Below are 13147 nucleotides of genomic sequence, written 5' to 3'. Positions count from 1 at the left end.
GTCGCGCGCATCGTCGCAGATGGCCGGCCTGGCAGGAAACGGGGTCACGTACCCTGGTCAGGTGTCCGCCCCACCACCCCGCCCCGAGCCGCTCGACCCGCCGATGGTGCCGTTCGCCCTCGCCGGGATGGCGATCTGGGCCGTCACCGGGCTGGTGTTGCTGATCTTCCGCGAATGGCTGGTCGCCCACGGTCACGAGAACTGGCTCTGGGTCTGCCTGGCCGGATTCCTGTGGGGTTTCCCCGGTTTGGCGGTCATGATGCGGCACGACGCCAATCGCCGCCGCCGTCGCGGCACCGCCTGAACCGGCGGCAACGGCCCCACGATCAGGAGTGGCCGTACGGCTCCGCCGGCTCGCCGTCTTCGACGGACCCGGGCGCCCGGCTGACCGGCACCGGCTCCACCGCGCTGTCGTCGTAGACGGTGGGCATCTCGTCGACCGCCGTGTCCACCTCGACCAACGTCTCCGAGTGGGCGCCGCAGCCGTGGTCGGCGCTGACCACCCGGCCGTCGTCGGGCGCGTAGAAGTTGCCGCAGACGCCGAAGCACTGCCGCAGCTTGCCGGCGAGCGGCAGGTAGAAACCGCAGGTGCCGCAGCGGGCGGCGGCGGGCGCGGAGGTGGAGATCGGCGCCGAGGGGCCGTGATCGCCGTCGTACCAGCGCTGAGCCGTCTCGATCCGCCCCTCCCGCGACATGACCCGGGTCCGACCCAGCCCCAACTCCCAGGCGGTCTCCTCGACCGCCGGGTCGTCGGAGAGCAGGTAGCCGGGTTGCAGGCGCTCGTCGTCCGACGGGGTCGGCAGCAGATCGCCGGGGCCCAGGTCACCGGGCTTCAACCGCTCCTGCCAGGGCAGCCAGCCCGGGGCGAGCAACGCGTCCGGCCCGGGTAGCAGGACGGTCTCGCAGATCGTCACCGTCCGGCTGCGCGGCACCCGGGTCACGGTGACCGCCCACCGCCAACCGCGGTAACCGGCCAGCCGGCACTCGAAGTAGTGGGTGACGAGACGGTCACCCTCGGCCACGGCCTGGAGGTGATCGCCGACGTCGTCGGGGCCCACCTCGGTGATGCCGGCGCGGGCCACCTCGACGGCGGCGGCGCAGACCTGGTCAAGGCGAGCGGCACGAGCGGAGACGGGCCTGGTCACCCGACCATTGTTCCCCATCGGGTGGGCCGCCTGTGAGGCACTCCCCAGAGGTGTTCTCGGCCGGTGGCGCAGCATCGCCCGAGCCGATGGTTCAGGATGGGTGCCATGCCGCTGTTCTCCCGCGCTGAGCGGTCCCTCCTCGGGCGGACCGTCGGCACCGGCATCCGCGCCACCCGGCTGATGCTGCGTGGCTCACTGACCAGCGGTCGATGGGTGACCCGCAGTGCCGCTCGGGCCCGGGCCAGGGGCGCGGGCGGCGAGACCGGCATGGTCCGCCTGTTCGACCTGCACGCGGTCTCCTGCGCCGGTGACACGCTGATCGCCATCGGGCTGGCCGGGACGATCTTCTTCAACGTGCCGCTCGGCGAGGCACGGAGCAAGGTCGCGCTCTACCTGCTGGTGACCATGGTGCCCTTCGCCATGCTCGCTCCGGTGGTCGGGCCACTGCTCGACCACTTCCGGCACGGTCGGCGGTACGCGTTGGCCACGACCATGCTGGGGCGGGCGTTCCTGGCCTGGATGATCTCCGACTACATCCACGGCTTCGGGCTGTACCCGGCCGCCTTCGGGGTGCTGGCGCTGTCCCGGGCGTACGGGGTGGCACGTTCCGCCGCCGTACCCCGGCTGCTGCCGGAAGGGCTCGGCCTGTCCCAGGTCGGTGCGCGGGCCAGCGTCTATGGCACGGTCGCCGGGGCGCTGGTCGCCCCGATCGGGCTGGCTGCGTTCTGGTTCGGCCCGCAGTGGCCGTTGCGGGTCGCGTCAGTGATCTTCCTGGTCGGCATGGTGATCTCCCTCCGGCTGCCGCCGAAGGCCGATTCCGAACCGCCGGAACGGGTGCCGCGACCCCTGCGAGCGCTGCGTCGGGCCACGGACGACCGGCCACTGGGCCGGGGGCGGCCCGCCGGACGCCTGGTGATCTCGACGCTGGTCGGCGCGGCCACGTTACGCGCGATCTACGGCTTCCTGCTGCTGTTCCTGGCCTTCACCATCAAGGCCGGTGACCTGACCACCGTGGTGTTCGGCCGGGACCTCGGTGACGAGGGAGCACTCGGCCTGGTCGGGGGCGCGCTGGCCATCGGCACCTTCCTCGCCACCGCGATCGGCACCCGGCTGCGCATCCACCGGCCCGCCGCCCTCCAGTCCAGCGGCATCGTGATCGTCGCCGGGGTGGCCGTACTCACCGTGGTGAACTTCTCGCTGCCGATGGTCGCCCTGCTCTGCGTGGTGGCGGCCATGATGAGCGGCATCGCCAAGCTGGCCGTGGACGCCTCGATCCAGGAGCGCATCTCGGAACGCCTTCGGGCCAGCTCCTTCGCCCACTCCGAGACCGTGCTGATGCTCGCCTTCGTCGCCGGTGGCGGGCTGGGGCTCGTACCCTTCGACGGCCGGATCGGCATCGCCGTCGCCGCTGCCGTCGGCGCGCTCGCCGCCGCTCGCGGCCTGGTGATGGCTCGGCGACTGCGCGCCGAGCGGCTGCGTGGACGGCCGCTGACCGACGACGAGTTGCACGCCGAGAAACAGGCCGAGGAGGAAGCGGCCGACGAGGACCACGTCGCCGAGGCCACCCCCATGTCGCCGGCCCCCGTCCAGGGTGGCCGGGACCCTGAGGAATCGGAGATGGCACCGCCCGGCTTCCACATCTACCGCCCCTCCTCGACGGTCACCGGTTCCGCTGGCGGCGAAGACGAGACGCGGCGCAGTTCACCGGGCCCACTGTCGTGAGCGGTCTGCTCGTGGTGACCGCGGTACCGGCCGAGGCGGAGGCGATCCAGGCCGGGCTCGCCGACCCGGCCGTCGCGGTGCTGCCGGTGGGGGTCGGCCCGGCGGTCGCCGGTGCGGCGACCGCCCGTTTGCTGGCGCTCGCCGAGTTGGCCGGCCGCCCGTACCGGGCAGTGGTCAGTGCGGGGGTCGCCGGTGGCTTCACCGATCGGGTCGCCGTCGGCGACACCGTGATCGGCACCCGGGCCGTCGCCGCCGACCTGGGCGCGGAGTCACCCGAGGGCTTCATTCCGATCGACGAACTCGGTATGCCGGCTGAGCTACTCGGCGGCGGTCCGGCCCTCGACGCCGACCCGGCGTTGCTGGACGCCCTGCGCACGGCGCTGCCGACCGCGACCGTGGGGCCGGTGCTGACGGTCAGCACCGTCACCGGCACCACCGCCGGCACCGACGAACTGGTCCGGCGCTACCCCGACGCGGTGGCCGAGGCCATGGAGGGATACGGCGTCGCGGTCGCCGCCAGCCAGGCCGGAGTGCCCTTCGTCGAGCTGCGCACCGTCTCGAACCCGATCGGCCCCCGCGACCGCGCGGCCTGGCGGTTGCGCGACGCCCTCACCGCCCTCACCGCCGCCGCCGTCGCCCTACGCTGACCCGCCGACCCATCCAAGATCCGCGCAACTTCGGCGATGTTGCTGGCTCAGGCCGAGCTGAGGCAGCAACATCCGGGAAGTTGTCCGGATCTTGGATGGGGTGGGGGGTGGCGTGCTGGGGGCGGGTCAGGTGGGCCGGGCTACGGTGGGGGGGTGGCGCTCTCGCTGGCGATCTCGCCCTGCCCCAACGACACGTTCGCCTTCCACGCCCTGGTGCACGGACAGGTGCCCGGCGCACCGCCAGTCGAGGTGACGTACGCCGACGTCGACGTCACCAACACGGCCGCCGAGCGTGGCGCTTTCGACCTGGTGAAGGTCAGCTACGCGGCGCTGCCGTGGCTGCTGGAGAAATACCACCTGCTGCCCTGCGGGGGCGCCTTGGGTCGGGGGTGCGGCCCGTTGGTACTCACCCGGGCCGGTCACGGCGGCGCGCCGGACCGGGCCGACCTCACCGACGCCACCGTGGCGGTCCCCGGCGACCGGACCACGGCCTACCTGCTGTTCCGGCTGTGGGCGGCCGGACGGACACCGCGCCGCATCGAGGTGGTCCCGTTTCACGAGATCATGCCGGGCGTCGCCGCTGGGCGGTACGACGCCGGCCTGGTGATCCACGAGGCCCGGTTCACCTACCCACGGCACGGTCTCACCGCCCTGGTCGACCTGGGCGAGTGGTGGGAGTCCGACACCGGCCTGCCGATCCCGCTCGGTGCCATCCTGGCCCGTCGGGGCGTGGTCGACCCGCACCAGGCCGCCGATTGGATCCGGGACTCCGTCCAGCGGGCCTGGGCCGACCCGGCGGCCAGCCGGGCGTACGTGCTGGAGCACGCCCAGGAGATGGAGCCCGACGTGGTGGACCGGCACATCGGTCTCTACGTCAACGAGTTCACCGCGGACCTGGGTGACGCGGGTCTCGCTGCCGTCGAGGCGCTGCTCGGCCGGGCCGCCGACGCCGGGCTCGTGCCTCAGACCTCCAGCTCGCGGGCGACCGCGTGGACCAGCTGAGCGATCTTCTGCGCGGTCCGGCGGTCCGGGAAGCGACCCCGACGCAGGTCGGGCTGAACCTTCGCCTCCAGCACCTTGATCATGTCTTCCACCAGGCCGTGCAGCTCCTCGGCGGGACGGCGGCGCAGCTCCGCCACGGACGGCGGCGCATCCAGGAGCTTCACCCCCATCGCCTGCGCGCCTCGCCGGCTGTCCACCACGCTGAAGTCGACCCGTTGGCCGCCCTTGAGATCGGTGACCCCCACCGGTAGCGCGCCCTTCGGCAGGAACACGTCGCCACCCTCGTCACTGGTGACGAACCCGTATCCCTTGGCCGCGTCGTACCACTTCACTCGACCCGTAGGCACCTGAGAACCTCTGCTTCGCTTGAACCGTCTACTACCTCAAGGCTAGCCGGATCATCCCGTCGAGCGCCGCTGGGAATCCGGTGAGATCCGCCAGCACCACCGCCGCCCCGGCGGAGCGCAGTTCATCCGCCGAACATGGGCCCGTGGCCACCGCGATTCCGGGCACCCCGGCCGCCTCGGCGGCCACCATGTCCGCCACATGGTCGCCGACGTAGTGGGTCGCCCCGTGTGCCCGCAACGCGGTCGCCTTCTCCTCGGCGAACAGGTCACCGGCCAACTCGTCCACGACCAGCCCCAGATGGTCCAGATGCAGCCGCGCCAACCTACCGATCTTCGAGGTGACCACCAGCACCCGGCCGCCCCGCTCGCGGACCGCGGCGAGCGCCGCCTCCGCACCGGGCAACGGCACGGTCGGCGTGATCGCGTACGCCGGGTACAACTCGCGGTAGACCGACACCGCCTCCTCGACCTGCTCCGGCGGGAACCACCGGGCGATCTCGGTACGCAGCGGCGGGCCGAGCCGGGACACGGCGGCGTCGGCGTCGACGGGTACGCCGGTCCGCTCGGTCAGGGCGCGGTAGGTAGCGGCGATACCGGGGCGCGAGTCGACGAGCGTCATGTCAAGGTCGAATCCGACGGTCAGCGAGGACATGTGGGAAAGCTACCCGGCCAGCCGGAGCGGCCGGGACGTCCGATGGGCGAGAGTGGCCCCCACCGGGCTAGCGTGGAACGACGATGAGCACCTCACTCGCCGACCACCTGCGGTCGCTGTCCGACGAGTCCCTCGCCGCGCTCCTCCAGCTGCGGCCCGACCTCGTCGTGCCGGTCCCCGCCGACGTGGCCGCCCTCGCCATCCGGGCACAGTCCCGCGTCTCGGTGTCGCGCGCCCTCGACGGGCTGGACCAGTTCACGCTCCAGATCCTGGACGCCGCCCGGTTGACCCGTGACCCGGCCGACGGCACCACCTCGGTCGACGGGGTGCTCGCCCTGGCCACCGCCGGGCCCAACCCGCCCGCGCCCACCACCATCCGGGCCGCCGTCGACCGGCTACGCGCCCGGTTCCTGCTGTACGGCCCGGACAACGCCCTGCGACTCGTCGGTGGCATCGACGAGATCTCGCCGTACCCCGCGGGCCTCGGCCGACCGGCGACGGAGCTGGACGCGCGCACGGCGGCGCTCTGCGCGGACCCGGCGAAGCTGCGGCGGACGCTGCTGTCCGCGCCACCGTCGGCCCGGGCGATCCTGGACCGGCTGGCCGCCGGTCCGCCGGTCGGCAGCGTGCCGCCCGGCGCGTTGCAGGCACCGGCGATCGGCGCGGACGACGACCTGCCGCCGGACGACACCAACGGCGGGGCACCGACCGGGTCGCCGGTGCGCTGGCTGGTCGACCATCGGCTGCTGGTGCGGGTCTCCGGCGGTAAGAACGGCACCAACGGGATGGTCGAGCTGCCCCGGGAGGTCGGGCTGCTGCTGCGCCGGGAGACCGGGCCGCTGGGGCCGCTGCGCAGCAGCCCACCCCAGGTCACGGCCACTGTGCGCGAGCCGAAGGCAGCCGACTCCGCCGGAGCCGGGCAGACCATGGAGGTGGTACGTCACACCGAGGCGCTGCTGGAGCAGTTGGCCGCCGAACCAGCGCTGGTGCTGCGCTCCGGCGGGATCGGCGTGCGGGACCTGCGCCGGCTGGTGCGGGCCACCGGGCTGGACGAGCCGACCGCCGCGCTGCTGCTGGAGGTGGCGTACGCGGCCGGGCTGGCCGGTGAGCTGGAGTTGCCCGGCGTCGCCGGGCGTTACGGTGCCGACCAGCAGGTGCTGCCCACCGCCGGGTACGAGGTGTGGCGGGCCGGGTCACTGGCCCAGCGCTGGGAGCAGTTGGCCCGGGCCTGGCTGACCATGACCCGACAGGTCGGACTGGTCGGCCAGCGGGACGACCGGGACCGCCCGATCACCGTGCTGTCGGCGGAGGCGGAACGGGCCGGTGCACCCGCCGCCCGGCAGGCGGTGCTCGGCGTACTCGCGGATCTGGAACCGGCCAGCGCCCCCAGCGTCGACGAGGTGCTGGCGCTGCTGGACTGGCGAGCGCCGCGCCGCAGCCGTGGCCGGGAGAACGCACACCGGGAGGTGCTGGCCGAGGCGGCCACGCTGGGAGTGACCGGGCTGGGTGCGCTCACCTCGTACGGGCGGCTGCTGCTGGCCGAGGCGACGGCGGGCGAGGAAGGCGCGACGGACGACCCGCTGGGTCTCCGGGCCGACGCCGAGGACGGCGGCAGTGCGGTCCGGGTGCTGGACACGCTGCTGCCCGCCCCGGTGGACCACTTCCTCGTCCAGGCCGACCTGACCGTGGTGGTACCCGGGCCTCCGGAGCCGGCGCTCGCCGCCGAACTGGAGCTGATCGCCGAACCGGAGTCGGCAGGCGGGGCGAGCGTGCACCGGATCACCACGGCCAGTGTGCGGCGCGCCCTGGACGCCGGCTACTCCGCCGACGACCTCCAGGAACTGTTCCGTCGCCGGTCCCGCACCCCGATCCCGCAGGGTTTGACGTACCTGGTCGACGACGTTGCCCGCAAGCACGGCGGTCTGCGGATCGGCTCCGCCGGGGCGTACCTGCGCAGCGACGACGAGGCTCTGCTGGCCGAGGTGCTGGCCGACCGGCGGGTCGAGGCGTTGACGCTACGGCGGCTCGCGCCGACCGTGCTGGTGACCCCGTTCCAGGCCAATCGGCTGATCAGCGTGCTACGGGAGGCCGGGTACGCCCCGGTGGCCGAGGATGCCACCGGCTCGACGGTGCTCACCAAACCGAAGACCCGACGGGCACCGGCCAGGGTGACCGGGGCCACCCGGACCCTCGACCCGCTCGCCACGCCACGTCTGCCACTGCCGCGCCTGCTCGGCGTGGTGGAGCAGATCCGGCGCGGCGACGCGGCGGCACGGGCCGCGCGACGGGCCCCGGCGGTGGTGCGGGGAGCGTCGCCGGACGGTCCGGTGTCCGCGCACAGTCACCAGGACGCCATCGCCGTGCTGCAACAGGCGGTACGGGACAAGGCGCTGGTCTGGGTCGGCTACGTCGACGCGCACGGGGCGACCGCGTCCCGCCTGGTGCGGCCGGTCTCGCTCGGCGCGGGCTACCTGCGCGCCGAGGACGAACGCACCGAGATGCTGCACACCTTCGCGCTGCACCGGATCACCGCGGCGGTGCTGGAGAAGTAGGGCTCGGCCGCGCTCAGCGGCGGCTGCGCCGTACCGACCCGACGATCGCCACCAGCAACAGCAGGGCGAACCCGGTGCCGGCGGCCTCACCGACCGAGTCGACGAAGCCCTGCTGGAGCACCAGCCAGCCGAAGAGGAACCATCCGAACAGGACGACACCGACGATCGCGTACGCGATCACCGTGGCGGTGGAGACGGGCTCGGTCGACTCTGCCTGCTCGCGCTCGGGGACAACTTCCTGGTCAACAGTCATCTACCCTCCCCCGTACGATCCGTGCCTGGACGTCAAGGGTGTCATTCTCGACGGCTGTCGACCAGCACCGTCACGTACCGATCCGGCTCGGATCCACCCGCCGGGCCGCCGGTAAGGGGTTCGCCGGTACGGCCCGGGGCGCGCCGCTCGCCCCCGTTGGCTTGCCCACGGCGACGGGAAGGGCCCCCGCTTCCTGGCCCGTCGGACCGTGGATCGAACGCGCTACGCACCGGAACCGACCGGCATGACGACCGCGAGGACGTACGGTGGCCCGTCCGCGACTGACCGACCGTCGACCTCGACAGCTCGTCCCCTACTGCTAGACGCACATGACTACCAGCAAGGTTGCGCAAAAGTGAGCACATTCTTGGCAACTGCCACCGCGTGCAACACTGGATGGTCGCCCGGTGCCAGGTCAGCTGCGTGCTCAGGCGGCCGGATCAGCCGTACGGACGAGAGGATTCGGCGTGAGTGGTGGACCCCTTATCGTGCAGTCGGACAAGACCCTCCTGCTGGAGATCGATCACCCCGACGCACAGTCCTGCCGGATGGCCATCGCCCCCTTCGCCGAGTTGGAGCGCTCGCCCGAGCACGTGCACACGTACCGGCTGACGCCGCTCGGGCTGTGGAACGCCCGCGCCGCCGGCCACGACGCCGAGGGCGTGGTGGACGCCCTGCTCAAATATTCGCGGTATCCGGTGCCGCACGCGCTGCTGGTCGACGTGGCCGAGACCATGGACCGCTACGGTCGCCTCCAGCTCGCCAACGACCCGGCGCACGGTCTCGTCCTGCGCGCCCTGGACCGGGTGGTGCTCGTCGAGGTGGCCAAGAGCAAGAAGCTCGCCGGGATGCTCGGCAACCGCATCGACGACGACACCATCGCGGTGCACCCGTCCGAGCGGGGGCGGCTCAAGCAGGCCCTGCTGAAGCTCGGCTGGCCGGCGGAGGACCTCGCCGGATACGTCGACGGGGAGGCGCACCCGATCGAGCTGGCCGAGGCCGGCAAGGACGGCGGAAAGCCGTGGACGCTGCGGTCGTACCAGCGGGAGGCGGTCGAGGCGTTCTGGGCCGGCGGATCGGGCGTGGTGGTGCTGCCCTGTGGCGCCGGTAAGACGTTGGTGGGGGCGGCGGCGATGGCCGAGGCGAAGGCCACCACGCTGATCCTGGTCACCAACACGGTGGCGGGGCGGCAGTGGAAGCGGGAGTTGATCGCCCGTACCTCGCTGACCGAGGAGGAGATCGGCGAGTACTCGGGCGAGCGCAAGGAGATCCGCCCGGTCACCATCGCCACCTACCAGGTGCTGACCTCGCGTAAGAAGGGTGTCTTCACCCACCTGGACCTGTTCGGCGCCCGCGACTGGGGCCTGGTCGTCTACGACGAGGTGCACCTGCTGCCCGCGCCGATCTTCCGCTTCACCGCCGACCTCCAGGCCCGCCGCCGGTTGGGCCTGACCGCCACCCTGGTCCGCGAGGACGGCCGGGAGGGCGACGTGTTCAGCCTGATCGGCCCGAAGCGGTACGACGCGCCCTGGAAGGACATCGAGTCGCAGGGCTGGATCGCCCCCGCCGAGTGTGTCGAGGTGCGGGTCACCCTGACCGACGCCGAACGGATGTCGTACGCGACAGCCGAGGCGGAGGAGCGGTACCGGATGGCGGCCACCGCCCGCACCAAGCTGCCGGTGGTACGCGCCCTGGTCGACCGGCATCCGGACGAGCAGACGCTGGTCATCGGCGCGTACATCGACCAGCTGCACCAGCTGGGGGAATACCTGGACGCCCCGATCGTGCAGGGCTCCACCACCAACAAGGAGCGTGAACGCCTCTTCGACGCGTTCCGCACCGGGGAAATCCGCACGCTGGTGATCTCGAAGGTGGGGAACTTCTCCATCGATCTGCCGGAGGCGGCGGTGGCGATCCAGGTCTCCGGCACGTTCGGCTCCCGCCAGGAGGAGGCGCAGCGCCTGGGGCGGGTGCTGCGCCCGAAGGCCGACGGTCGGCAGGCGCACTTCTACACCGTGGTCTCCCGGGACACCATCGACACCGAGTACGCCGCCCACCGGCAGCGCTTCCTCGCCGAGCAGGGGTACGCGTACACCATCGTCGACGCCGACGACGTCCTCGGCCCGACGCTGCCCACGGTCGACTGAGCGACGCTTTGGTCGACCCGACAGCGGTCTCTCTCCGCCGCCGTTATCCGGCATCAGGCTCCGGCTACGGGTCCGGGCTTATGCCGCCACGAGTGTCGTCGGCGTGTTTGAGCAACCTGGTGATGCGTGGGCGGTGTCCACGCCATCCCAACACCGCCACATTCCGCATAGGTGGGTTCAGTTGAGCCTCGGCCGGGGTACGCCGACCTTCTCGATGCGGGCGGCGATGGATCCGACGAAGGCGACGAACCCGATCTCCGGGTCGGGTTGGCGGATGGGTGCGTCCGGCTCCCGTGAAGATGTAACGAGGCACGTGGCGTCGTACAATCCTGCGTCTATCAACCGCTTGCAGAGGATCGCGTAACGGTCCAGGTAAGAGGTGTCGGAGAAGACAGGGTCGATAGGCAACGTACCGCTCCTTGGTTTGCCCTTGCGCGTCGACCCGTTCGCCTCTTCGACCAGGAGCACGTAGCCGAGCCACGGCCGCAGCCGGCCGAGTAAACCATGCTCATAGGCTCGCCACAGATCGACGGCGCTACCGATCGCCTCCTCGTTGCGGTTGTTGAAGTTGTTGCCGAAAGACGGGCCGACATGCGACTTCAGCTCGATGGCCGCAACCAGCTCCTCCTCGTGAAGCACGACGAGGTCCCACTGCTTTGTGGGCCGGAAATAGCCGGGCAGCTCGATGCCGGACTTGCAACGCACCGCGTCGGGCGGGAAACCAGCATCGCGGAAGACGTTCGCCAGCAGTTCAGTCAGAGCGTCGAGATGCGCACCACCGGTGACTGCGCCACGTCCTCCGGTATCGGCTCTGCCCGACAGCAGCTTCTTCGCGGCCTGCGACTCTCGAACCACCCAGGAGCTACGGATTGCCTCCTCAAACGCCCGCTGGTCCATCGATCAGGTCTCCCGGCTCGTCGATCCCGTACACCCGTAGGGCAACCTCCGTCGCCGCCCGGCTGTTCCGCTTGTCGAAGGCGGCGGCGAGCGCAGCCCGGTCCGCAGCGGAGATGGCCTCGGGTCGGGGTACGCGGATCCGGCGCAGATACTGGGCTTGGAATCGAAGGGTGCCGCCACGCATTTTAACGGCGTAAGCCTCCACGAAGGCTTGTGCGACACGAGAAAGCAGGAGTCCACCTAGGACCCGGAGATCCCAGGTGTCGGAAACGATGTAGTACAAGTTGTGGTGCGGATAGCAGCCACCCTCGTCCAGGACGGGATGCATGGCGTTCTTCATGTCGGGAAACAGCAGTTTCGGACGCTCGATGAGGGAGTGGTCGACCTTGTCGATCGTCCGGTACCAGTGGGCGGGTTGTTTGCCGGCAACGTGCCGCCGTTTGAGGGCCGCCGCGTGCCTCTGGTAGTAGGCCCGCAGGCGAGGCAGGGCATCCAGGTCGACGAGTTGCCCGTCCGTATTCCACGGGTTGACCAGGTAGTGACCGGACCATCGCAGGGTTCCCGATGTCGTGTCACGCACCATCGACAGCGGCAGCAGCCGCTCCGGCTCGACGTCCGCGTCGGTGGTGATGAAGACGCTGTCGGCACCGGTCGCTACCCCGATTCCGACCCGAGTGCCGGTCGCCGCGTCTTGCAGCGGCGGAAAGCGGTCGTTCAGGTCCTCGATCAGCGCCAGCCGTGAGGGCGACCCTGCCGGCCAGGAGTCGCCGCCGTCGAACCAGTGGGGTAGCCGTGCAATCTCGTACCGGTCGTCCGCCCCCGGCCTCGACTCCCGATCGGCGACCCACTTCAACAACTCCGGGGCATCCGGAGCCGCGAAGCCTCGCCGGGCATCGGCCACCACTGCCGCACCCTGGGAGGCATGCCGAAGCACGGTGATCGCTGGATAGGCGGAGACCTGCTCCTCGAACGCGTCGACATCGTGCATGGTGACCGTCACGTCGACGCTGTAGCCGGCAGCAATAAGCTCTCGCAACTGCCGCCCGTACTGGTTGCGCATCCACCGGTCGGCGCAGATGAACGCCAGCACCCCGCCCGGCTTCAGGGAACGCAGCCCCCGCTCGTAGAAACCGACATACAGATCCGACCTGCCGGTCATCGTCGGGCACGCGGCGCGGTAGGCCAGCATGCGGTCCGCCGGCACATCCTCCAACCGGACGTACGGCGGATTGCCCACCACCAGATCGACACCGACATCGACGTACGCATCCAGCAGGTAGTCACCCTGCCGTACCCATGCCGTTGCCACCTCGCGGGCCTCGGGTAGCGGCCAGCCGTCCTCGACGAACACGTCCCGGGCGACCTGGCGGCTCGCCGCCACGTTGGGCGCCAGCAGGTCGAAGGCACGCACCGCGTGCTTCGCGTCCAGCAGAGACCGGTCATGCTTGCGACACGAAGCACTGACCCGGGCAGCCATCGAGGCCAGAAAAGCTCCCGCCCCGCAGGCCGGCTCGACCGCCACCAGCAATGCAAGATCACGATCAGCGGTGTACCCGGCTAGGTCCAAAATCAGATCCACCACCCAACGGCGAGTGAAAACCTCGCCGTGCTCGACGGATTCCACCGGAATCGCCGTCGGCGGCGCAAGGATCTCACCGAGCATGAGCTGCCCTGTCTGCCGCGCCACCGCACTCACGCAGCGAGCATAGGGCACCCCGCCGACAGTCACCCCACCAGCACGCTGCGAGAACCTGGCCCGAAGTGGCACGACGCACCCCGAAGG

At 71.2% G+C, this 13147-nt stretch carries 12 protein-coding genes; 6 read left to right on the top strand and 6 right to left on the bottom strand.

Annotated features, from left to right (window positions below; genetic code table 11):
• The first annotated feature begins 61 nt into the window (after window positions 1-61).
• Window positions 62-304, top strand: a complete 243-nt coding sequence (locus FF096_RS12415) for a DUF2530 domain-containing protein (protein WP_309223165.1) — start codon at window positions 62-64, stop codon at window positions 302-304.
• 22 nt (window positions 305-326) lie between these two features.
• On the opposite strand, the gene FF096_RS12410 is transcribed toward FF096_RS12415, so the two are convergent.
• The gene (locus FF096_RS12410; RefSeq protein ID WP_155217451.1) at window positions 327-1163 is read right to left on the bottom strand and encodes a DUF3027 domain-containing protein; all 837 of its coding nucleotides are present in this window, start codon (window positions 1161-1163) and stop codon (window positions 327-329) included.
• Between the two features lie 87 nt (window positions 1164-1250).
• On the opposite strand from FF096_RS12410, the gene FF096_RS12405 reads away from it, so the two are divergent.
• The 3 genes from FF096_RS12405 (at window position 1251) to FF096_RS12395 (ending at window position 4516) form a co-directional block, all read left to right on the top strand.
• The gene (locus FF096_RS12405; RefSeq protein WP_155217449.1) at window positions 1251-2867 is read left to right on the top strand and encodes an MFS transporter; all 1617 of its coding nucleotides are present in this window, start codon (window positions 1251-1253) and stop codon (window positions 2865-2867) included.
• Window positions 2864-3514, top strand: coding sequence for a futalosine hydrolase (locus tag FF096_RS12400; protein ID WP_309223164.1), 651 nt, complete (start codon window positions 2864-2866; stop codon window positions 3512-3514). Before FF096_RS12405 ends, FF096_RS12400 begins: the two co-directional genes overlap by 4 nt.
• Before the next feature lie 153 nt (window positions 3515-3667).
• The gene (locus tag FF096_RS12395) at window positions 3668-4516 is read left to right on the top strand and encodes a 1,4-dihydroxy-6-naphthoate synthase (protein WP_309223163.1); all 849 of its coding nucleotides are present in this window, start codon (window positions 3668-3670) and stop codon (window positions 4514-4516) included.
• Here FF096_RS12395 and FF096_RS12390 read toward each other — a convergent pair.
• Complete coding sequence (locus FF096_RS12390) at window positions 4477-4863, bottom strand: cold shock domain-containing protein (protein ID WP_309223162.1); 387 nt, start codon at window positions 4861-4863, stop codon at window positions 4477-4479. The two genes, FF096_RS12395 and FF096_RS12390, sit on opposite strands and share 40 nt — an antisense overlap.
• A gap of 31 nt (window positions 4864-4894) precedes the next feature.
• Window positions 4895-5515, bottom strand: a complete 621-nt coding sequence (locus tag FF096_RS12385) for an HAD family hydrolase (protein ID WP_155217447.1) — start codon at window positions 5513-5515, stop codon at window positions 4895-4897.
• Between the two features lie 83 nt (window positions 5516-5598).
• Here FF096_RS12385 and FF096_RS12380 point away from each other — a divergent pair, with 83 nt between their 5' ends.
• Window positions 5599-8067 (top strand): helicase-associated domain-containing protein, encoded by a 2469-nt coding sequence (locus FF096_RS12380; protein ID WP_155217445.1) that lies wholly within the window; start codon window positions 5599-5601, stop codon window positions 8065-8067.
• Between the two features lie 13 nt (window positions 8068-8080).
• Here the strand turns inward: FF096_RS12380 and FF096_RS12375 are convergent, their stop codons facing one another.
• A complete protein-coding gene (locus tag FF096_RS12375; RefSeq protein ID WP_155217443.1) occupies window positions 8081-8320 on the bottom strand; it encodes a hypothetical protein in 240 nt (79 codons plus the stop codon).
• Between the two features lie 467 nt (window positions 8321-8787).
• On the opposite strand from FF096_RS12375, the gene FF096_RS12370 reads away from it, so the two are divergent.
• Window positions 8788-10467 (top strand): DNA repair helicase XPB, encoded by a 1680-nt coding sequence (locus FF096_RS12370; RefSeq protein ID WP_309223161.1) that lies wholly within the window; start codon window positions 8788-8790, stop codon window positions 10465-10467.
• Between the two features lie 177 nt (window positions 10468-10644).
• Here FF096_RS12370 and FF096_RS12365 read toward each other — a convergent pair whose 3' ends face one another.
• Window positions 10645-11364: a PaeR7I family type II restriction endonuclease gene (locus tag FF096_RS12365; RefSeq protein WP_155217441.1), complete on the bottom strand. Its 720-nt coding sequence runs from the start codon at window positions 11362-11364 to the stop codon at window positions 10645-10647.
• Window positions 11345-13093: an Eco57I restriction-modification methylase domain-containing protein gene (locus FF096_RS12360; protein ID WP_309223160.1), complete on the bottom strand. Its 1749-nt coding sequence runs from the start codon at window positions 13091-13093 to the stop codon at window positions 11345-11347. Before FF096_RS12360 ends, FF096_RS12365 begins: the two co-directional genes overlap by 20 nt.
• Window positions 13094-13147 lie beyond the last annotated feature (54 nt).

This window comes from Micromonospora sp. CP22, from assembly GCF_009712475.1.
In the GTDB taxonomy this organism is placed as follows: Bacteria; Actinomycetota; Actinomycetes; order Mycobacteriales; family Micromonosporaceae; genus Micromonospora.
This window is presented reverse-complemented; position numbering and strand designations above follow the sequence as displayed.

Coding starts and splice junctions, on each gene's coding strand:
- FF096_RS12410 (WP_155217451.1), bottom strand. CDS start 1,163: ATGGGGAACAATGGTCGGGTGACCAGGCCCGTCTCCGCTCGTGCCGCT.
- FF096_RS12405 (WP_155217449.1), top strand. CDS start 1,251: ATGCCGCTGTTCTCCCGCGCTGAGCGGTCCCTCCTCGGGCGGACCGTC.
- FF096_RS12385 (WP_155217447.1), bottom strand. CDS start 5,515: ATGTCCTCGCTGACCGTCGGATTCGACCTTGACATGACGCTCGTCGAC.
- FF096_RS12380 (WP_155217445.1), top strand. CDS start 5,599: ATGAGCACCTCACTCGCCGACCACCTGCGGTCGCTGTCCGACGAGTCC.
- FF096_RS12375 (WP_155217443.1), bottom strand. CDS start 8,320: ATGACTGTTGACCAGGAAGTTGTCCCCGAGCGCGAGCAGGCAGAGTCG.
- FF096_RS12365 (WP_155217441.1), bottom strand. CDS start 11,364: ATGGACCAGCGGGCGTTTGAGGAGGCAATCCGTAGCTCCTGGGTGGTT.